The sequence below is a fragment of the Streptomyces sp. CB09001 genome (assembly GCF_003369795.1).
In the GTDB taxonomy this organism is placed as follows: Bacteria; Actinomycetota; Actinomycetes; order Streptomycetales; family Streptomycetaceae; genus Streptomyces.
Genome location: NZ_CP026730.1, coordinates 6,338,269 through 6,356,302 on the forward strand (window position 1 = coordinate 6,338,269; position 18,034 = coordinate 6,356,302).

An 18,034-nucleotide genomic window follows, 5' to 3' on the forward strand; every position below is an offset into this window, starting at 1 on the left:
TCTCCCGAACGATGCCGCAGATGGGGAGCAGGCCCGCGCACAGCAGCCCGGGACCACGGAGGGGCGGCGCCACTTCTCGGCATGCCCTCCGGAGGACCGCACCCATGCATTCCACGCACCGCCCGCACATCGGCCTCGGCCTGCCCGTCGACGACCCCGCCCTGCTGTCGACCTGGGCCCGGCGCGCCGACGCGCTCCCCTTCAGCACGCTCGGCCTGCTCGACCGGCTCGTCTACGACAACCCCGAGCCCCTGGTCACCCTCGCGACCCTCGCCGGCGCCACCTCCCGCATCCGCCTGCAGACCGAGGTACTGATCGCCCCCGTCCACAACACCGCGCTGCTCGCCAAGCAGACCGCGACCCTCGACCGGCTGTCGGGCGGCCGCTTCACGCTCGGCATCGGAGTCGGCGGGCGGGCCGACGACTGCCTCGCCGCCGGCATCGACCTCCACCGCCGGGGCCGCCGCCTCGACGAGCAGATGGCCCTCCTGCGCCGCACCTGGGACGGCGAGCCCTACGGCCGGGACGTCGGCCCCATCGGTCCCCGCCCCGCCACGCCCGGCGGCCCGCGGGTGCTGTTCGGCGGCTTCGCCCCGGCCGCCCTGGAACGGGTCGGCCGCTTCGGCGACGGCTTCCTCGGCGCCGCGCTGCCCGCCGCGCACATGAGTGGCCTGTTCCGCCAGGTCGAGGCGGTCTGGCGGAAGCACGACCGCCCGGGCCGGCCGCGCCTGGTCGCCCAGGCGAGCGTCGCCCTCGGCCCCGACGACACGGTGGAGCGGGCCCGTCGCGCCCTCGGCGGCTACTACGCCTTCACCGGACGCGCCGAGTACATGACCAACGGCCTGCTCACCACCGCACGGGAGATCCGCGCCGCCGTCGACGCCTTGAGGGACATCGGCGCCGACGAGGTCGTGCTGTACTGCTGGTCCTCGGACCCCGACCAGGTCGACCGCCTCGCCGACGCCCTGTTCTGACGGACCTCCGGCTTTCGGTTCCCGCCGCCGCGGCTCAGCCCAGCCCGCGCAGCAGCTCGGGCAGGGCGGTGCCGATCGGCTCCCGGACCACCTCGTCGGCCAGGTCGTCGTAGGGCGTCGGCTCCGCGTTGACCACGATCAGCCGGGCCCCGTGCTCGACGGCGACGCCGGCCAGTCCGGCGGCGGGCTCCACCCGGAGACTGGTGCCGACGGCGACGAACACCTGGCACGCCTTGCTGATGGCGGCCGCCTCGCCCAGCACCACCGGGTCGAGGCGCTCGCCGAACATCACGGTCGCCGACTTCAGGACGCCGCCGCAGTCCAGGCACGGCGGATCGTCCTCACCGGCCTCGATCCGGGCGAGGACGTCCGCCATCGGGCCCCGGGCCCCGCAGCCGGTGCACACACAGGCGCGGGCGGTGCCGTGCAGTTCGAGCACCTTGCGGGCGGAGACGCCGGCGAGCTGGTGCAGACCGTCCACGTTCTGCGTGAGCACGCGGACCGGCACCCCGCGCCGCTCCAGGTCGGCCACCGCGCGGTGCGCCGCGTTCGGCTCGGCGTGCAGCGCCGCGGTGTCGCGCCGCATCAGCCAGGAGCGCCGCCTGATCTCCGGATCGCCCATGTAGTACTCGTACGTGACGAGCTTCTCGGCCTCCGGGTCGCGCCGCCACAGACCGTTCGGACCGCGGTAGTCGGGGATGCCGGAGTCGGTGGAGACACCGGCACCGCTGAGGATGGCGACGAGAGGCTTGCCGGTCATGCGGTCGAGGGTAGGGCGCCGGGGTGCGGTCGGCGAACGGTTATCGGTCGACCCGTACGCCGTCGACCAGTTCGGCCGTGCCGGAGCCGTCCGCCAGTACGTCCAGTGCGGCCAGCACCCGGCCGTGCAGGGAACCGAGCAGGTGGTCGCCGAGTTCCCCGCGCGGCACCAGCCGCCAGGACAGCAGCTCCTCCTCCTGCAGCCGGATCGCCTTGAGGTCGTCCTCCGACAGCACCCCGCCGTCGTACAGGTACGCCACGATCGGCGGCCTGCCCGGCCCGTGCACCCAGTCCACCGTGAGCAGGCGTCCGATCCGCACGTCGAGCCCGATCTCCTCCAGGGTCTCCCGCCACGCGCCCTGCCGCGGGGTCTCCCCGTCCCCGGACTCGATCGTCCCGCCGGGCAGCGCCCACCCCTCGCGATAGTTGGGCTCGACGAGCAGCACCCGCCCTCCGGCGTCCCGGAAGACCGCGGCGGCACCGGCGAGGACGCGGGGCAGACCGGCGATGTAGGTGGCGTAGTCAGCAGTGGTCATCCCGGAAGGGTAACGAGGCCCGGCCCGGGCCCGGCGCACTCCCGGGGCGGGTGCACGGGAGGTTCCACGGTGTGGGCAGGGCATGACGGCGCGGGCGTCCTCCGGTTAGGGTCGCAGCGGCGCGACTGCCTTGACGTGCGCAAGGCTCGGAGAGCAAGGGGAGAGCAAGGTGGCTGACGCTGCTGTGGACGGGACCCGACGGGTCCTCGTCGCCGCGGACAAGTTCAAGGGCTCGCTGACGGCCGTCGAGGTCGCCGAGCGCGTCACGGCAGGACTGCGTCGCGTCGTGCCGGACGTCCTGGTCGAGACGCTGCCCGTCGCCGACGGCGGCGACGGCACGGTGGCCGCCGCGGTCGCGGCCGGGTTCGAGCGCCGGGAGGCACGGGTCGCCGGTCCCCTCGGCGAGGAGGTGACGGCGGCGTACGCGCTGCGCGGCGACACCGCCGTCGTGGAGATGGCCGAGGCCAGCGGCCTCCAGCGGCTCCCGGAGGGCGTCCTCGCACCGCTGACCGCGTCCACGTACGGCTCGGGCGAGCTGCTGCGGGCCGCGCTGGACGCGGGGGCGCGGACGATCGTGTTCGGGGTCGGCGGCAGCGCCACCACGGACGGCGGCGCCGGGATGCTGGCCGCGCTGGGCGCGCGGTTCCCGGACGGGGACGGCGAGCCGGTCGCGCCCGGCGGAGGCGGCCTCGCGGGCCTGGCCTCGGCCGACCTGTCGGGCCTGGACCCCCGCCTGTCCGACGTGGAGCTGGTGCTCGCCAGCGACGTCGACAATCCGCTGACCGGGCCGAAGGGCGCCCCGGCGGTCTACGGGCCGCAGAAGGGTGCCTCGCCGGACGACGTGACGGCCCTGGACGCGGCCCTCGCGCACTTCGCGAAGGTGCTGGAGCGGACGGAGGGCGTGGGCGCGCGGGCCGCCGAGTACGCCGCGTCCCCGGGCGCGGGGGCGGCGGGCGGCATCGGGTTCGGCGCGATGCTGCTGGGCGCGCGGTTCCGGCCCGGCATCGAGGTGATGCTGGACGTGCTGGGCTTCGCGCCGGCGCTGGAGCGGGCGGACCTGGTGATCACCGGGGAGGGCTCGCTGGACGAGCAGACCCTGCACGGGAAGGCGCCGGCGGGTGTCGCGGCTGCGGCACGGGCGGCGGGCAAGGAGGTCGTCGCGGTGTGCGGGCGCCTCGCGCTGCCGGCGGAGACGCTGGGACGGGCGGGGATCCGGCGGGCGTATCCGCTGACGGATGTGGAGCCGGACGTGGCGAAGTGCATCGCGGACGCGGGGCCGATCCTGGAGCGGGTGGCCGAGTCCGTCGCGCGGGACTTCGTGGCGTAGCGGGATCCTCACACCCTCTGCGCCGCACCCTCTCCCGTTCCCGCCCCGGGCGCAGCCGGGACGGGAACGGGCGAGGGGGAAATCGGGACTCAGCGCCCGATACCCGCTCCATAGAGATCGAGGGTGCCTGAGTCGTTGCAGGTCACGTCACGCAGGCCGCACTCTTCCCCGGGAAGCGTCACCCCGTCCGCGCGCAACTGGTCGACGATCAGGCGGGCGGCCCGCTCGGCGAAGTCCTCGTCCGTCTCGGGAAACGCGGTACTCCAGCCCCAGCGTTCACGGGTCCGCCAGCCCATCGCCCGCATGGCTTCCGCACGCTCGGCGGAGTCCTCCTGGGCACGGTCCGTACGCAGGACCCGCAGCCCTGCCTCGGGATCAAACGCGACCCGCACGCTGTCACGGTTCCTGTGAGTGATCACCAATCCTGCCCAGTTCAGGCCGACCTGTGGCGGCAGGTGCTCCACGAGCGAACCGAGCAAGAGGGTGAGTGCCTCCAGCAGGTGGCCCAGGTCCGGCGCCAGCCGCCCGCCCGGGTACACGCTCGGGCTCCAGCCGGGGCCACCACGGTGCAACTGCCACAGATAGGGCAGATGCGTGTAGTCCGGCGGCTCCTCCGCGTTCCACGGCCCGCCCCACTTGAACGTGCGGTGCTCCTCCGTTTCCAGTTCCTCGGTGTCGTGCACCTCCAGCCAGGCACCCGCCCGGTCCCCGTTCAGGGCCAGCAGCCGCCGCTCGTCGCGCCAGCGCACGCCGGGCCCCGTAGCCGACCCGCCGTACAGGGTGGGGTGACCGATGCGGCCGACGACGGCGTCGTAGAGCTCGCCGAAGGCGGCCCGCCGCTCGACGAGCGTGGCACCGGAAGGGTACGAGAGCACGCTCTCCCGCTCACCGGGCCTGCCGCCGTCGCGCATTGCCTCCGCGCGCTCGGCGGCGCCGCCGTGCAGCGGTGAGACCGGGTGTACCCACAGATTGCTGCCGCGCCGGCTGCTCTGGAAGATCACGGTGTGGCGCTCCCCGTGCCAGCGCAGGCCGGGGGCACCGCCGCAGTCCTCGTACCGCACGGGGTCCCCCACGGCTGCAAGCGCCTGCGCGAGCCCGGCTGTACGGGAGGCGGCTGCGCCGCCCGGCCGGGAACGGTAGGGGTGGTCCAGCAGCGGCACCTGCCCGAACGTGTACCGCGTGGACTCGAAGCCCAGCTTGCCCGCGTCAAGCACCAGATCGGTGCCGGGGCAGCCGGGAGTGACCACCACCTGCCCGTCGTACACCTTTCCCAGCTGCCACGTCGGACGGGAGCCCGCCAGCTCTCTGACCGTGGCCAGTTCCCAGTCGCCGAAGTCTGCGTTCAGCAACTCGGCAAGGGTGTGAACCGCGGCGTCGTAATTGCTCTGGTTGTCGCGTAGCAGGCTCTCGGTCATGGCGCAGATGGTGCCATGCGGCACCGACAGGCGCTCCCCTCGGACCGGGGCACTGCGAAGGGCCCTGAACCCCACGTCCGGGGTTCAGGGCCCTGCCAGAATGCTGTCGGGTGCCGTCACGGCAATTGCGCCGCCCGCGCCTCCCGCCGGTTGTCACGGAAGTTGTTCACCCTGCGAGCGGTGGCGAACAGGGGGATCACCGCCCCCATCACCAACTGCAGCGCGCACCCCGTCTGCAGCAGCAGCTGTCCGCTCGGCGCGTCGAACGCCCAGCCGGCCAGCAGCCCCATCGACAGGACGATCCACGACAGCATCGCCACCGCGAGGCGCCCCCGCGGCTTCGGGTACTCGACCCGGCTCACCATCAGCCAGGCCGTGCCCAGGATGGCCAAGAGCGTCGCCACGAACGGCAGCTCCAGCAGCACGATCGACACCACGGTCAGCGCCCCGAACGGCGACGGCATGCCCTGGAACGTGCCGTCCTTGACGGTGACGCAGGAGAACCGCGCAAGCCGCAGCACCACCGCCAGCAGCACCACGATCGCCCCCACCGCCGCCACCCGCTGGTAGGCGTCGTCCGCGACCATGCCGTAGACGAGGACGAAGTACGCCGGCGCGAGGCCGAAGCTGATCAGGTCGGAGAGGTTGTCCAGCTCCGCGCCCATCGGCGAGGACCGCAGCTTGCGGGCGACCAGGCCGTCGAACAGGTCGAAGATCGCCGCGCACAGCATCAGGATGACCGCGGTGGCCGCGCTGTGCCGGGCCATGCCCGACTCGTCGCTGCCCATGAGGTGCGGGATGAGGATGCCGGTGGTGGTGAAGTACACCGCCATGAAGCCGCACGTGGCGTTGCCGAGCGTGAGCGTGTCCGCTATCGACAGGCGGAGCGAGAGCGGCATCTCCTCCTCGTCGTCCACCTCGTCGGCCTCCGGCACCCATCCGGCCTGGGTCTGCGGATCAACCACGGTCAATTCGAGTCACCCCAGCCACCGTCTTCTGACCCACCTCGACATCCACCTCGACACCCTCCGGCAGGTACAGGTCGACGCGGGAGCCGAAGCGGATCAGACCGACCCGCTCGCCCTGCTCGACCTTCGTGCCCTGCGGCACGTACGGGACGATGCGGCGGGCCACCGCGCCGGCGATCTGGATCATCTCGATGTCGCCGAGCTCGGTGTCGAAGTGCCACACGACGCGCTCGTTGTTCTCGCTCTCCTTGTTGAAAGCGGGAACGAAGCCGCCCGGCACGTGCTCGACCGACGTCACCGTGCCCGCCAGCGGGGCGCGGTTGACGTGGACGTTGAGCGGGCTCATGAAGATCGCGACGCGGGTACGGCCGTCCTTCCACGGCATGATGCTCTGCACCACACCGTCGGCGGGCGAGATGACCCGGCCCTGGGTGATCTCGCGCTCGGGGTCGCGGAAGAACCACAGCATCCCCGCCGCGAGCGCGGTGGCGGGGACGGCGACGGCCTTGGCGGCGCCGGAACGGCGGGCCCGCAGGAGGCTGACGGCTGCGGTGGCGACGGTCGGCAGAAGCCACGGCGAGGCTCCGCGCGCGAGGCGTACGCCGGCGAGGCTGTCGCGAGGTGCAGAGGTTTGGCTGTGGGGCATGGATGACCTTCGTAGCGGATGATGCCGCGCTATGACGGGGGACGGCGGCTTTCCGGCGATCGTAGCGGCTCCGCGCCGCAACTGGGTAAGCCAGGAAGATGAGTCGGCGGCCGAACACTGCCTACGGGGTGTGACCTTCTTCTCCAAGAAAACACCCCGTATCCGGACATCTAACCCTGGAATCGATACTCTTCGAGCAGCCGGCGGCCGATGATCATTTTCTGGATCTCGGCGGTGCCTTCACCGATGAGCAGCATCGGCGCCTCGCGGTAGAGGCGCTCGATCTCGTACTCCTTGGAGAAGCCGTACCCGCCGTGGATCCGGAAGGCGTCCTCCACGACCTCCTTGCAGTACTCGGAGGCGAGGTACTTGGCCATCCCCGCTTCCAGGTCGTTTCGTTCGCCCGAGTCCTTTTTGCGCGCAGCGTTCACCATCATCGCATGGGCCGCCTCCACCTTGGTAGCCATCTCCGCGAGCTTGAACTGGATGGCCTGGTGCTGGGCGATCTGCTTGCCGAAAGTGTGACGCTGCTGGGCGTACTGGACACCGAGCTCGAAGGCACGCTGAGCGACGCCGCAGCCACGGGCCGCCACGTTGACCCGGCCGACCTCGACACCGTCCATCATTTGGTAAAAACCTCGGCCGGTGACGCCGCCGAGCACACGATTGGCCGGAATGCGCAGGCCGTCCATGATGAGCTCGGTGGTGTCGACACCCTTGTAGCCCATCTTGTCGATCTTGCCGGGGATGGTCAGCCCCGGGCGGACCTCACCGAAACCGGGCTCCTTCTCCACCAGGAAGGTCGTCATCGACTTGTGCGGGGCGGTCCCCTCGGGGTGACCCTCGTCACTCTTCACCAGGACGGCCACCAGCGACGACGTACCGCCGTTGGTCAGCCACATCTTCTGGCCGTTCAGGACGTACTCCTCGCCGTCCCGCACCGCCTTCGAGGAGATCGCCGAGACGTCGGAGCCCAGCGCCGGCTCGGACATCGAGAAGGCGCCCCGGATGTCGCCCGCGGCCATGCGGGGCAGGAAGTGGTCCTTCTGCTCCTGCGTGCCGTGCTGCTTGAGCATGTACGCCACGATGAAGTGCGTGTTGATGATGCCGGACACCGACATCCAGCCGCGGGCGATCTCCTCCACGCACAGGGCGTAGGTCAGGAGCGACTCGCCCAGGCCCCCGTACTCCTCGGGAATCATCAGGCCGAACAGGCCGAGTTCCTTGAGTCCGTCGACGATGTCCTGCGGGTACTCGTCGCGGTGCTCCAGCTCGGTGGCGACCGGGATGATCTCCTTGTCCACGAAGTCGCGGACGGTGGAGAGGATCTCCTGCTGGACGTCGGTCAGACCGGCGGTCTGGGCGAGACGGGCCATCGCTTACTTCTCCTGTTCCCTCAGCTCGGGCCGGCCGGGCTGCTCGCCGCCGCGCTCCTTGGTGTACGTCTCGGTCGGCACCATCACCTTGCGGCGGAAGACGCAGACCAGCGTGCCGTCCTGCTTGTAGCCCTTGGTCTCGACGTGGACGATGCCGCGGTCGTTCTTCGACCTGGAGGGCCACTTGTCGAGCACGGTCGTCTGGCCGTAGACCGTGTCGCCGTGGAAGGTCGGCGCCACGTGTTTGAGCGACTCGATCTCCAGGTTGGCGATCGCCTTGCCGGAGACGTCCGGGACGGACATGCCGAGCAGGAGTGAGTAGATGTAGTTGCCGACCACCACGTTCTTCCCGAAGTCCGTCGTCTTCTCGGCGTAGTTGGCGTCCATGTGGAGCGGGTGGTGGTTCATGGTGAGGAGACAGAACAGGTGGTCGTCGTACTCCGTCACGGTCTTCCCGGGCCAGTGCTTGTAGGTCGCCCCGACCTCGAACTCCTCGTAGGTGCGTCCGAACTGCATCGCCCTCAGCCCTCCGGGATCTCGAACTTGCTGGTGCGCCGCATGCCGGCCGCACGTCCCTTGCCGGAGACGACCAGCGCCATCTTGCGGCTGGCCTCGTCGATCATCTCGTCGCCGAGCATCGCCGAGCCCTTCTTGCCGCCCGCCTCGGACGTGTAGTAGTCGTACGCGTCCAGGATCAGCTCGGCGTGGTCGTAGTCCTCCTGGGAGGGCGAGAAGATCTCGTTGGACGCCTCGACCTGGCCCGGGTGCAGCACCCACTTGCCGTCGAAGCCGAGGGCGGCGGCGCGCTGCGCGACCTCGCGGTAACCGTCCACGTTGCGGATCTGGAGGTAGGGGCCGTCGATCGCCTGGAGGTCGTTGGCGCGGGCGGCCATCAGGATCTTCATCAGGATGTAGTGGTAGGCGTCCGCCGGGTAGCCGGGCGGCTGCTCGCCCACGACCAGCGACTTCATGTTGATGGACGCCATGAAGTCGGCCGGACCGAAGATGATGGTTTCGACACGCGGGCTGGCCTGGGCGATCTCGTTGACGTTGTTCAGGCCCTGCGCGTTCTCGATCTGCGCCTCGATGCCGATCCGGCCGACCTCGAAGCCCATCGTCTTCTCGATCTGGGTGAGCAGGAGGTCCAGGGCGACGACCTGCTGGGCGTCCTGGACCTTCGGGAGCATGATGCAGTCCAGGTTCGGGCCCGCGCCCTCCACCACCGTCACCACGTCCCGGTACGTCCACTCGGTCGTCCAGTCGTTGACGCGCACGACGCGGGTCTTGCCGGTCCAGTCGCCCTCGTTGAGGAACTTGACGATGGTGTGCCGCGCCTCCGGCTTGGCGAGGGGTGCGCAGGCGTCCTCCAGGTCGAGGAAAACCTGGTCGGCGGGGAGGCCCTGGGCCTTCTCCAGGAAGCGCGGGTTGCTTCCCGGGACCGCCAGGCAGGAACGCCGGGGGCGGAGACGGTTGACCGTGGTCATGCGGGGACCTCCAGGGGGTCGAGCTTGTTCGCGTACCGGATCTCGTCGACGATCCGGCCGATGATGCCGGTGATGTCGAAGTCCTTCGGGGTGAAGACCGCGGCCACTCCCGCGGCCCGCAGTTCCTCGGCGTCACCGTTCGGGATGATGCCACCGGCGATCACCGGGATGTCTGTGGCACCGGCCACACGGAGCCGTTCGAGTACGTCCGGCACCAGCTGTGCGTGCGAGCCGGACAGGATGGACAGGCCCACCGCGTGCACGTCCTCCGCGAGGGCGGCGTCCACGATCTGCTCGGGGGTGAGCCTGATGCCCTGGTAGACCACCTCGAACCCGGCGTCGCGGGCCCGCACGGCGATCTGCTCGGCGCCGTTGGAGTGGCCGTCCAGGCCGGGCTTGCCGACCAGGAAGCGCAGCTTGCCGACACCCATCTCCTTGGCCGTCAGCTCCACCTTGCGGCGCACCTGCGACAGGGCCGAACCCTCCTCGGCGGTGACCGCGACCGGTGCCGAGGACACGCCGGTCGGCGCCCGGAACTCGCCGAACACCTCGCGCAGCGCCCCGGCCCACTCGCCGGTCGTGGCGCCGGCCCGGGCGCACTCCAGGGTGGCCTCCATGAGGTTGCCGGTGCCGCGCGCGGCCTCCTTGAGCTTCTCCAGCGCCTTGCAGGGGCGCGGGTGGTTGAAGGGCGGCTGGTAGCGGGTGTCCCGCCAGTTCCGCAGCGAGGCGATGACACGGGCCTCCACCGCCGGGTCGACCGTCTGGATCGCGGTGTCCAGGTCGGCGGTCAGCGGGTTGGGCTCGGTGCCCTCGAAGGCGTTGACACCGATGATCTTCTCCTCGCCGGACTCGATCCGGGCCCGGCGCTCGGCGTGCGAGGCGACCAGCTGCGACTTGAGGTAGCCGGACTCGACGGCGGCCATCGCGCCGCCCATCTCCTGGATGCGCCCGATCTCCGCGAAGGCCGCCTCGACCAGTTCCTCGACCTTCGCCTCGATCACCTTCGAGCCCTCGAAGATGTCCTCGTACTCCAGCAGGTCGCTCTCGTGCGCCAGCACCTGCTGGATGCGCAGCGACCACTGCTGGTCCCAGGGGCGGGGCAGGCCCAGCGCCTCGTTCCAGGCCGGCAACTGCACGGCACGCGCGCGTGCGTCCTTGGAGAGCGTGACCGCCAGCATCTCCAGCACGATCCGCTGGACGTTGTTCTCCGGCTGCGCCTCGGTCAGGCCCAGGGAGTTGACCTGGACGCCGTAGCGGAAGCGGCGGTGCTTGGGGTCCTCGATGCCGTAGCGCTCACGGGTGACGCGGTCCCAGATGCGGCCGAAGGCGCGCATCTTGCACATCTCCTCGACGAAGCGCACGCCCGCGTTCACGAAGAAGGAGATGCGGCCGACCACGTCGCCCATGCGCTCCTGCGGCACCTGACCGCTGTCCCGCACGGCGTCGAGGACGGCGATCGCGGTGGACATCGCGTACGCGATCTCCTGCACCGGCGTGGCGCTCGCCTCCTGGAGGTGGTAGCTGCAGATGTTGATCGGGTTCCACTTGGGCAGGTGGGAGACCGTGTACGCGATCATGTCGGTCGTCAGGCGGAGCGAGGGCCCCGGCGGGAAGACGTGCGTCCCCCGGGACAGGTACTCCTTGACGATGTCGTTCTGGGTCGTGCCCTGGAGCTGGGTGATGTCCGCGCCCTGCTCCTCCGCTACGACCTGGTAGAGCGCCAGCAGCCACATGGCCGTGGCGTTGATGGTCATCGAGGTGTTCATCTGCTCCAGGGGGATGTCCTGGAACAGCCGGCGCATGTCACCGAGGTGCGCGACCGGCACCCCGACCCGGCCGACCTCGCCGCGGGCGAGGACGTGGTCGGAGTCGTAGCCGGTCTGGGTCGGCAGGTCGAAGGCGACCGACAGACCCGTCTGTCCCTTGGCGAGGTTGCGCCGGTACAGCTCGTTGGACGCCTCGGCCGTGGAGTGACCGGCGTAGGTGCGCATGAGCCACGGCCGGTCCTTCTGACGCTCAGTCACGTGGCGCTCCTCAGATGTTCCGGAAGCGGTTGATGGCGTCGAGGTGCTGCGCGCGCTTCTCGTGGTCGCGCACGCCCAGGCCCTCCTCGGGCGCCAGGCACAGCACGCCGACCTTGCCCTGGTGGAGGTTGCGGTGGACGTCGTAGGCCGCCTGGCCGGTGTCATCGAGGGAGTACACCTTGGAGAGGGTCGGGTGGATCTTGCCCTTGGCGACGAGGCGGTTGGCCTCCCATGCCTCGCGGTAGTTGGCGAAGTGGGAGCCGATGATGCGCTTCAGGGACATCCACAGGTAGCGGTTGTCGTACTCGTGCATGTAGCCCGAGGTCGAGGCGCAGGTGGTGATGGTGCCGCCCTTGCGGGTGACGAAGACGGAGGCGCCGAAGGTCTCGCGGCCGGGGTGCTCGAAGACGATGTCGATGTCCTCGCCGCCGGTGAGTTCGCGGATGCGCTTGCCGAAGCGCTTCCACTCCTTGGGGTCCTGGGTGTTCTCGTCCTTCCAGAACCGGTAGCCCTCGGCGCTGCGGTCGATGATCGCGTCGGCGCCCATCGCCCGGCAGATGTCCGCCTTCTGCTCGCTGGAGACGACGCAGATCGGGTTGGCGCCGCCGGCGAGGGCGAACTGGGTGGCGTAGGAGCCGAGTCCGCCGCTCGCGCCCCAGATGAGCACGTTGTCGCCCTGCTTCATGCCGGCGCCGTTGCGGGAGACCAGCTGGCGGTACGCGGTGGAGTTGACCAGGCCCGGAGCGGCGGCCTCCTCCCAGCTGAGGTGGGCGGGCTTCGGCATCAGCTGGTTCGACTTGACCAGCGCGATCTCCGCGAGGCCGCCGAAGTTGGTCTCGAAGCCCCAGATGCGCTGCTCGGGGTCGAGCATCGTGTCGTTGTGGCCGTCGGAGGACTCCAGCTCGACGGAGAGGCAGTGCGCGACGACCTCGTCGCCCGCCTGCCAGGCGTTGACGCCCGGGCCGGTGCGCAGGACGACGCCCGCGAGGTCGGAGCCGATGACGTGGTACGGCAGGTCGTGGCGCTTGGCGAGGTCACTGACCCGGCCGTAGCGCTCCAGGAACCCGAAGGTGGACAGCGGCTCGAAGATCGAGGTCCACACCGAGTTGTAGTTGACCGAGGAGGCCATCACGGCCACCAGGGCCTCGCCGGGGCCCAGCTCGGGCACCGGCACGTCGTCCAGGTGGATCGACTTGCGGGGGTCCTTGTCGCGGGTGTCGAGGCCCGTGAACATCTCGGTCTCGTCCTTGTGCACGGTGATCGCGCGGTACGACTCGGGGAGCGGCAGCGCGGCGATGTCGGCCTTCGTGGAGTCGGGCGACTGGATCGCGTCCAGGATGTCCTTCACGGTCACGGTGTTGCCTCCGGCGGTGAGCGCCCTGAGGGAGGGGCGCTGAGGGTTACGTCGGTGCTGCTGAGGTGAGGGTGTGCCTGTGACGCAGGCGTTCGGACGCGCAGGGGATGAGGTGCGGGGACAGCCCGAACACCTTCAACGTATGACACCGCGTGTCACCCCGCAAGGCACTGAGTGCCAGAAACTGTTCTCAGATGAATTCTTTACGTGACAGATGAGCGATGATCGATCGAATCATCTCCCGCCGAAGGTGAAAAAGGGGCGCCGACATGCAAAAACGGCCACCCGGTGGGTGGCCGTCGTCACAGAGCGGAACGGTGCGGAGGGGACTGTCAGCGTTCCTTGAGAGCCTGCTCGATGGTGCGCATGACCTCGTGCAGCGGCGCGTCGGTGCGGGCCACCGTCACGAGCACCTCGCCCTGCACGGAGGCGGAGGAGGCGACGGGACGGGCGGTGGCGGCCGTGCCGCGTCCCGCCCCGATGCCCGTCCCGAAGGTCTTCCGCACGATCGCGAAGGCGTGGTCCAGCTCGGCCTCGACGTCACCCTGCCCGTCCGCCCGCAGCCAGCGCCGCAGCACGTGGTTGTGCGCGGTCACCACGGCGGACGCCGCGACCTCCGCGAGCAGCGGGTCGTCGCCCGCGTCGTCGTCGTGCGCGTGCTCGTCGAAGTGGCCGAGCAGATAGCGGGTGAACAGCCGCTCGTAACGGGCCACCGACGCGATCTCCGCCTCGCGCAGGGTGGGCACCTCGCGCGTCAGCTTGTAGCGGGCGACCGAGATCTCCGGCCGGGCCGCGTACATCTTCATGACTTCCTTGATGCCGCGGCACACCGTGTCGAGCGGATGCTCGTGCGCGGGCGCCGCGTTGAGCACCGCCTCGGCCCGTACCAGGGTGTCGTCGTGGTCCGGGAAGATCGCCTCTTCCTTGGAGCGGAAGTGGCGGAAGAAGGTGCGGCGGGCGACCCCTGCCTGGGCCGCGATCTCGTCGACGGTGGTCGCCTCGTACCCCTTGGTCGCGAACAGCTCCATCGCCGCCGCCGCCAGTTCCCGGCGCATTTTGAGCCGCTGGGCGGCGGCCCGGCTGCCGGCTGCGCTCTCCGGCGCGTCGGACGTGGCTGAGGTACGTGAGGACTTGGCGGGCTGGGGCATGACCCGAACGTACTGCATGCGGGCGCAATCATGCGCGTGACCGGGGATTCCCCCGCCCGAGCGGGGCGGGGGAGACCCGGCCGGATCGAGCAGTCCGCCCCAGTCCTCCGCGGACCGCGGCCAGTCGCCCGGCGGCTCAGCGGCGGGCATGCTCGCGGAAACCGCGGCCCGTCTTGCGGCCGAGGCAGCCCGCGGCCACCAGGTGCTCCAGCAGCGGCGCCGGTGCGAGGCCCGGGTCGCGGAACTCCCGGTGCAGCACCTTCTCGATGGCGAGCGACACGTCGAGTCCGACCACGTCGAGCAGCTCGAACGGGCCCATCGGGTAACCGCCGCCCAGTTTCATCGCCGCGTCGATGTCGTCGAGGGTCGCGTAGTGCTCCTGCACCATCTTGACCGCGTTGTTGAGGTACGGGAACAGCAGCGCGTTCACGATGAACCCGGCCCGGTCGCCGCAGTCCACGGCGTGCTTGCGCACCTTGGCGCAGACCTCGTGGACGGTGGCGTGCACGTCGTCGGCGGTCAGCACGGTGCGGACCACCTCGACCAGTTTCATCGCCGGGGCCGGGTTGAAGAAGTGCATCCCGATCACGTCCTGCGGGCGCGAGGTGGCACGGGCGCAGGCGACGACCGGCAGTGAGGACGTGGTGGTGGCCAGCACCGCGCCGGGCTTGCAGACCTTGTCCAGCGTGCCGAACAGCTGCCGCTTGACGTCCAGGTCCTCGGCGACTGCCTCCACGGCCAGGTCGACGTCGGCGAAGTCGTCGTACGTGCCCGTCGGAGTGATCAGCTCCAGCGTCTGCGCGGCCGCCTCGGCACTCATGCGTCCCTTGTCGACCGACCGCGACAGCGACTTCCCGATGCGGGCCTTGGCCGTCTGCGCCTTCTCCGCGCTGCGGGCGGCCAGCACGACCTCGTACCCGGCCTTGGCGAACACCTCGGCGATGCCGGACGCCATAGTGCCCGAACCCGCCACGCCCACCGCGCGGACCGGCCGCCCGGCGACCGGGGCGCCGTCCCCGGCGGGGGTCAGCGCGTCCGGCACGACGACCGCGCTGCCCGGCGCCTCGTAGGTGTAGAAGCCGCGCCCCGCCTTGCGCCCCGTCAGACCCGCCTCGCTGAGCTGCCTGAGGATCGGGGCGGGGGCGTGCAGCCGGTCCCGGGAGGCGGCGTACATGGCCTCCAGAACCGTACGCGCGGTGTCCACGCCCACCAGGTCGAGCAGGGCCAGCGGCCCCATCGGCAGGCCGCAGCCGAGCCGCATCGCGGCGTCGATGTCCTCGCGGGAGGCGTAGTTCGCCTCGTACATCGCGGCGGCCTGGTTGAGGTAGCCGAACAGCAGCCCGTCCGCGACGAAGCCGGGCCGGTCCCCGACCGCGACCGGCTCCTTGCCGAGGTCGAGGGCGAGGTCGGTGACGGCCGTGACGGCGGCGGGCGCGGTCAGCACCGAGGAGACGACCTCGACCAGCTTCATCGCCGGCGCCGGGTTGAAGAAGTGCAGGCCGAGCACCCGCTCCGGGCGGGCCGAGTCCGCGGCCAGCCGCGTGACGGACAGCGCGTTGGTGCCGGTCGCCAGGATCGCCTCCGGACGCACGATCCCGTCCAGCTCCCGGAAGACCCGCTGCTTGATCTCGTACGACTCCGGAACGACCTCGATCACCAGGTCGGCGCCGGCGGCCGCCCGCAGGTCGGTGGAGGTGCGGACGCGGCCCAGGGCGTCGGCGCGCTCCTGCCCGGTCAGGCGCCCGCGCTCGACGGCACGGGCGGTGGAGGACTCCAGCGCGGCGACCGCCTTGACGGCCTGCGCCTCGCTGACGTCGATGCCGATGACCTCGCGGCCGGCTCCGGCCAGGACCTCGGCGATGCCGGTGCCCATGGTGCCGAGGCCGACGACGGCGACGGTGCGGAGCGGGAACAGAGGAGTGTCGGACAGGGGAGTGGCCATCGCGGGACTCCAGGATGAGGGGTGACGACGGGAACACGCCCGGGTACGCCGCGGGGCGCACCGGGTGCGTGAGAAGGAGGAGGAGAAGGAAGGGAGTGCGGGTGCTGCCGGGCCGACTCGCGCACACGCCCGGTGCCGTCCCGGGAGGCGTGCACACGCCCGCCCGGCGGCCTGTGACCGGCCCTGTCCCGAGGCCGAGTCCTGATGCGGTACCCGAGGTACCGGACCGACTGCCCTCCCGGTGGTTGCGTCACCAGACCACCGTGAGGAGTTGCTGCGGGTGGGTGACCCGCTCGTCTGAGGTTAACCCGCGGGTAACGAGCGCGCCAGCCCCCGACGTTCGTGATGTACGTCCCAGACGGGGTGTGACGCCCCTAACCTCGGTGTCATGGACGAAGAGTTGCGAGCGCTCACGGAGCGCTTACGGGCCGAGTCGGGGGCGTCGGGCGGTCCGGAGGCGGCGGCGGTGTACGACCGGCTCGCGGCAACCGGTGACCACGACGAGCTGGCCGCCGTGCTCACCGAGCCCGGACACCCGCTCTGGGCCCGGGAACTGGCCGCGTTCCGGCTCGGAGTGGCGGGGGACCGGCGAGCGTTCGAGTCGCTCGTACTCCTGCTGAACCACCGCGACCCGCCCCGCTGCGCCTCGGCCGCGCACGCCCTGGCGCGCCTGGACGACCCGCGGACCGCCCGCGCGGCCGCGGCCCTCGCCACCAACGAACTGCGGGTCGCCTACGCCCTGCACCCGGTACGGCTGCTGGTCGAGCTGCGGGCCCCCGAGGCGGTGCCCGCGCTGATCACCACCCTGGAGCGGCGGCTGCGCCCGCACGACCCGTACCGGCGCGTCGCGCTCGCCTGCGTCGAGGGCCTCGGTGCCCTCGGCGACGACCGCGCCGGCCCCGTCCTGAACGACGCCCTCGCCCACCCGGCGCTGGCGGAGGCGGCGGTGCGGGCCCTGGCGCGCATCCCGGGGCAGCGGTGAGCGGCGGGCCGGTGGCCCGGCGACGACGGGCCGGCGCCCCGCGGACGACGGGCCGCCCGCCCCCACAGCGACGGGCCGGCGCCCCACAGCGACGGGCCGGCCCCCAGCGACGGGCCGATGCCGCGCGGTGACGGGCCGTCAGTCGTCCAGCGTCCGGGCGTACCGCACCTCGGGCACGGCGACGCCCTCCACCTCGAAGGGCTCCTCGGCTCCGTCGGGGCGGAAACCCGCCCGTTCGTAGAAGCGCCGGGCGCGGGTGTTGTCCCGGAGCACCCACAGGAGCATGCGCGCGTGCCCGGCGGCCCGGCACCGGCGTACCGACTCCCCGACCAGCGCCTGCCCGATGCCCGCGCCGAACCGTCCGGTGTCGACGTAGAGGGCGTACAACTCGGCGTCCGCGGTGCGCGCCTCGCCGTCCCGGTAGGGACCGTGACAGGCCCAGCCGACGACCTCGCCGCCCTCGTCCTCGGCGACCAGGTTCACCAAGCCCTTTGGGGGCCGGGCGAACAGGGAGCGGCGGCGCTCGGCGTCGGCGGCCGCGTCCATCGCGTCGAGGTACGGCTGCGGCATCAGGCCCCGGTAGGCGCTCTGCCAGCCCCGGACCCGGATCAGGGACACCCGGTCGCAGTCCGCGAGGGCCATCTCCCGCACCCGCACGCGCGGCCGCGGACCGCTCACGGCGCCACGACCGCGAACGCCTCGATCTCCATGAGGAACTCCGGCCGGACCAGCGCGGCCACCTGCACCGCGGAGGCGGCCGGCAGCCGGTCGTCGGGTATGTGCTCGGCGCGGGCGGCGCGGATCGCGCCCATGTGGGCCATGTCCGTGACGAAGAAGGTCAGCTTCACCACGTCGTCGAAGCCCGCTCCGGCCGAGGCCAGGCACCGCCGCAGGTTCTCGAAGGCCTGGCGGGCCTGGGCCGCGGGGTCGCCCGCGCCGACCACCCTGCCGTCCTCGTCCAGGGCGAGCTGCCCCGAGACGGCCACGAACCGCCCGGTGCCGAGGACGACATGGGTGTACTGCGCGGCGGGCGCGACGCCCTCGGGGGCCGGGATCCTGGTCAGCTCACTCATGCGTCCATCGTGGACCACGCCACTGA

At 71.4% G+C, this 18,034-nt stretch carries 17 protein-coding genes; 3 read left to right on the plus strand and 14 right to left on the minus strand.

The features are described from left to right. Positions 1-104: 104 nt before the first annotated feature. A complete protein-coding gene (locus tag C4J65_RS29340) occupies positions 105-974 on the plus strand; it encodes an LLM class flavin-dependent oxidoreductase (RefSeq protein WP_115745116.1) in 870 nt (289 codons plus the stop codon). 34 nt (positions 975-1,008) lie between these two features. Here the strand turns inward: C4J65_RS29340 and C4J65_RS29345 are convergent, their stop codons facing one another. Both C4J65_RS29345 and C4J65_RS29350 read right to left on the minus strand, forming a co-directional pair. Beyond that, positions 1,009-1,734 (minus strand): Sir2 family NAD-dependent protein deacetylase, encoded by a 726-nt coding sequence (locus tag C4J65_RS29345; RefSeq protein ID WP_115745117.1) that lies wholly within the window; start codon positions 1,732-1,734, stop codon positions 1,009-1,011. 40 nt (positions 1,735-1,774) lie between these two features. After that, positions 1,775-2,269: an NUDIX hydrolase gene (locus C4J65_RS29350; protein WP_115745118.1), complete on the minus strand. Its 495-nt coding sequence runs from the start codon at positions 2,267-2,269 to the stop codon at positions 1,775-1,777. A gap of 184 nt (positions 2,270-2,453) precedes the next feature. Between C4J65_RS29350 and C4J65_RS29355 the strand changes: the two genes are divergently transcribed. After that, a complete protein-coding gene (locus tag C4J65_RS29355; protein ID WP_115745119.1) occupies positions 2,454-3,596 on the plus strand; it encodes a glycerate kinase in 1,143 nt (380 codons plus the stop codon). Between the two features lie 89 nt (positions 3,597-3,685). On the opposite strand, the gene C4J65_RS29360 is transcribed toward C4J65_RS29355, so the two are convergent. From C4J65_RS29360 to C4J65_RS29405, 10 genes are all read right to left on the minus strand, one after another. Next, a complete protein-coding gene (locus C4J65_RS29360) occupies positions 3,686-5,011 on the minus strand; it encodes a hypothetical protein (RefSeq protein ID WP_115745120.1) in 1,326 nt (441 codons plus the stop codon). Between the two features lie 116 nt (positions 5,012-5,127). Then, positions 5,128-5,946 carry a CDP-diacylglycerol--serine O-phosphatidyltransferase gene (gene pssA, locus C4J65_RS29365; protein WP_030178550.1) on the minus strand — a complete coding sequence of 273 codons (819 nt, stop codon included), beginning with the start codon at positions 5,944-5,946 and terminating at the stop codon, positions 5,128-5,130. 22 nt (positions 5,947-5,968) lie between these two features. After that, the gene (locus C4J65_RS29370) at positions 5,969-6,625 is read right to left on the minus strand and encodes a phosphatidylserine decarboxylase (RefSeq protein ID WP_087806130.1); all 657 of its coding nucleotides are present in this window, start codon (positions 6,623-6,625) and stop codon (positions 5,969-5,971) included. Positions 6,626-6,795: 170 nt separating this feature from the next. Continuing rightward, on the minus strand, positions 6,796-8,001 hold the full coding sequence (locus C4J65_RS29375) for an acyl-CoA dehydrogenase family protein (RefSeq protein WP_115745121.1): 1,206 nt from the start codon (positions 7,999-8,001) through the stop codon (positions 6,796-6,798). 3 nt (positions 8,002-8,004) lie between these two features. Further along, a complete protein-coding gene (locus C4J65_RS29380) occupies positions 8,005-8,517 on the minus strand; it encodes a MaoC family dehydratase (protein WP_115745122.1) in 513 nt (170 codons plus the stop codon). Positions 8,518-8,522: 5 nt separating this feature from the next. Next, positions 8,523-9,485: a CoA ester lyase gene (locus tag C4J65_RS29385; RefSeq protein ID WP_109028468.1), complete on the minus strand. Its 963-nt coding sequence runs from the start codon at positions 9,483-9,485 to the stop codon at positions 8,523-8,525. Next, positions 9,482-11,509 carry a protein meaA gene (locus C4J65_RS29390; protein ID WP_115745123.1) on the minus strand — a complete coding sequence of 676 codons (2,028 nt, stop codon included), beginning with the start codon at positions 11,507-11,509 and terminating at the stop codon, positions 9,482-9,484. Before C4J65_RS29390 ends, C4J65_RS29385 begins: the two co-directional genes overlap by 4 nt. 10 nt (positions 11,510-11,519) lie before the next feature. Then, complete coding sequence (gene ccrA, locus C4J65_RS29395; RefSeq protein ID WP_205351173.1) at positions 11,520-12,857, minus strand: crotonyl-CoA carboxylase/reductase; 1,338 nt, start codon at positions 12,855-12,857, stop codon at positions 11,520-11,522. Positions 12,858-13,195: 338 nt separating this feature from the next. Then, a complete protein-coding gene (locus C4J65_RS29400; protein WP_115746685.1) occupies positions 13,196-14,011 on the minus strand; it encodes a TetR family transcriptional regulator in 816 nt (271 codons plus the stop codon). Between the two features lie 136 nt (positions 14,012-14,147). Beyond that, positions 14,148-15,953: a 3-hydroxybutyryl-CoA dehydrogenase gene (locus C4J65_RS29405; RefSeq protein ID WP_115745125.1), complete on the minus strand. Its 1,806-nt coding sequence runs from the start codon at positions 15,951-15,953 to the stop codon at positions 14,148-14,150. Between the two features lie 388 nt (positions 15,954-16,341). On the opposite strand from C4J65_RS29405, the gene C4J65_RS29410 reads away from it, so the two are divergent. Continuing rightward, entirely contained in the window at positions 16,342-16,935 is a 594-nt protein-coding gene (locus C4J65_RS29410; RefSeq protein ID WP_115745126.1) for an adenylosuccinate lyase, read from the plus strand. A 138-nt stretch (positions 16,936-17,073) separates the two neighbouring features. Here the strand turns inward: C4J65_RS29410 and C4J65_RS29415 are convergent, their stop codons facing one another. Together C4J65_RS29415 and C4J65_RS29420 are read right to left on the minus strand one after the other, a co-directional pair. Beyond that, on the minus strand, positions 17,074-17,613 hold the full coding sequence (locus C4J65_RS29415; protein WP_115745127.1) for a GNAT family N-acetyltransferase: 540 nt from the start codon (positions 17,611-17,613) through the stop codon (positions 17,074-17,076). Then, positions 17,610-18,008, minus strand: a complete 399-nt coding sequence (locus tag C4J65_RS29420; RefSeq protein WP_115745128.1) for a RidA family protein — start codon at positions 18,006-18,008, stop codon at positions 17,610-17,612. The genes C4J65_RS29415 and C4J65_RS29420 overlap by 4 nt, the downstream gene beginning before the upstream one ends. Between the last annotated feature and the right edge of the window lie 26 nt (positions 18,009-18,034).

Bases quoted from the DNA above. Each gene is read 5' to 3' on its own strand.
- C4J65_RS29380 (WP_115745122.1), bottom strand. From the start codon at position 8,517: ATGCAGTTCGGACGCACCTACGAGGAGTTCGAGGTCGGGGCGACCTAC.
- C4J65_RS29410 (WP_115745126.1), top strand. From the start codon at position 16,342: ATGGACGAAGAGTTGCGAGCGCTCACGGAGCGCTTACGGGCCGAGTCG.
- C4J65_RS29400 (WP_115746685.1), bottom strand. From the start codon at position 14,011: ATGCCCCAGCCCGCCAAGTCCTCACGTACCTCAGCCACGTCCGACGCG.
- C4J65_RS29405 (WP_115745125.1), bottom strand. From the start codon at position 15,953: ATGGCCACTCCCCTGTCCGACACTCCTCTGTTCCCGCTCCGCACCGTC.
- C4J65_RS29375 (WP_115745121.1), bottom strand. From the start codon at position 8,001: ATGGCCCGTCTCGCCCAGACCGCCGGTCTGACCGACGTCCAGCAGGAG.
- C4J65_RS29345 (WP_115745117.1), bottom strand. From the start codon at position 1,734: ATGACCGGCAAGCCTCTCGTCGCCATCCTCAGCGGTGCCGGTGTCTCC.
- C4J65_RS29385 (WP_109028468.1), bottom strand. From the start codon at position 9,485: ATGACCACGGTCAACCGTCTCCGCCCCCGGCGTTCCTGCCTGGCGGTC.
- C4J65_RS29360 (WP_115745120.1), bottom strand. From the start codon at position 5,011: ATGACCGAGAGCCTGCTACGCGACAACCAGAGCAATTACGACGCCGCG.
- C4J65_RS29420 (WP_115745128.1), bottom strand. From the start codon at position 18,008: ATGAGTGAGCTGACCAGGATCCCGGCCCCCGAGGGCGTCGCGCCCGCC.
- C4J65_RS29340 (WP_115745116.1), top strand. From the start codon at position 105: ATGCATTCCACGCACCGCCCGCACATCGGCCTCGGCCTGCCCGTCGAC.
- C4J65_RS29350 (WP_115745118.1), bottom strand. From the start codon at position 2,269: ATGACCACTGCTGACTACGCCACCTACATCGCCGGTCTGCCCCGCGTC.
- C4J65_RS29370 (WP_087806130.1), bottom strand. From the start codon at position 6,625: ATGCCCCACAGCCAAACCTCTGCACCTCGCGACAGCCTCGCCGGCGTA.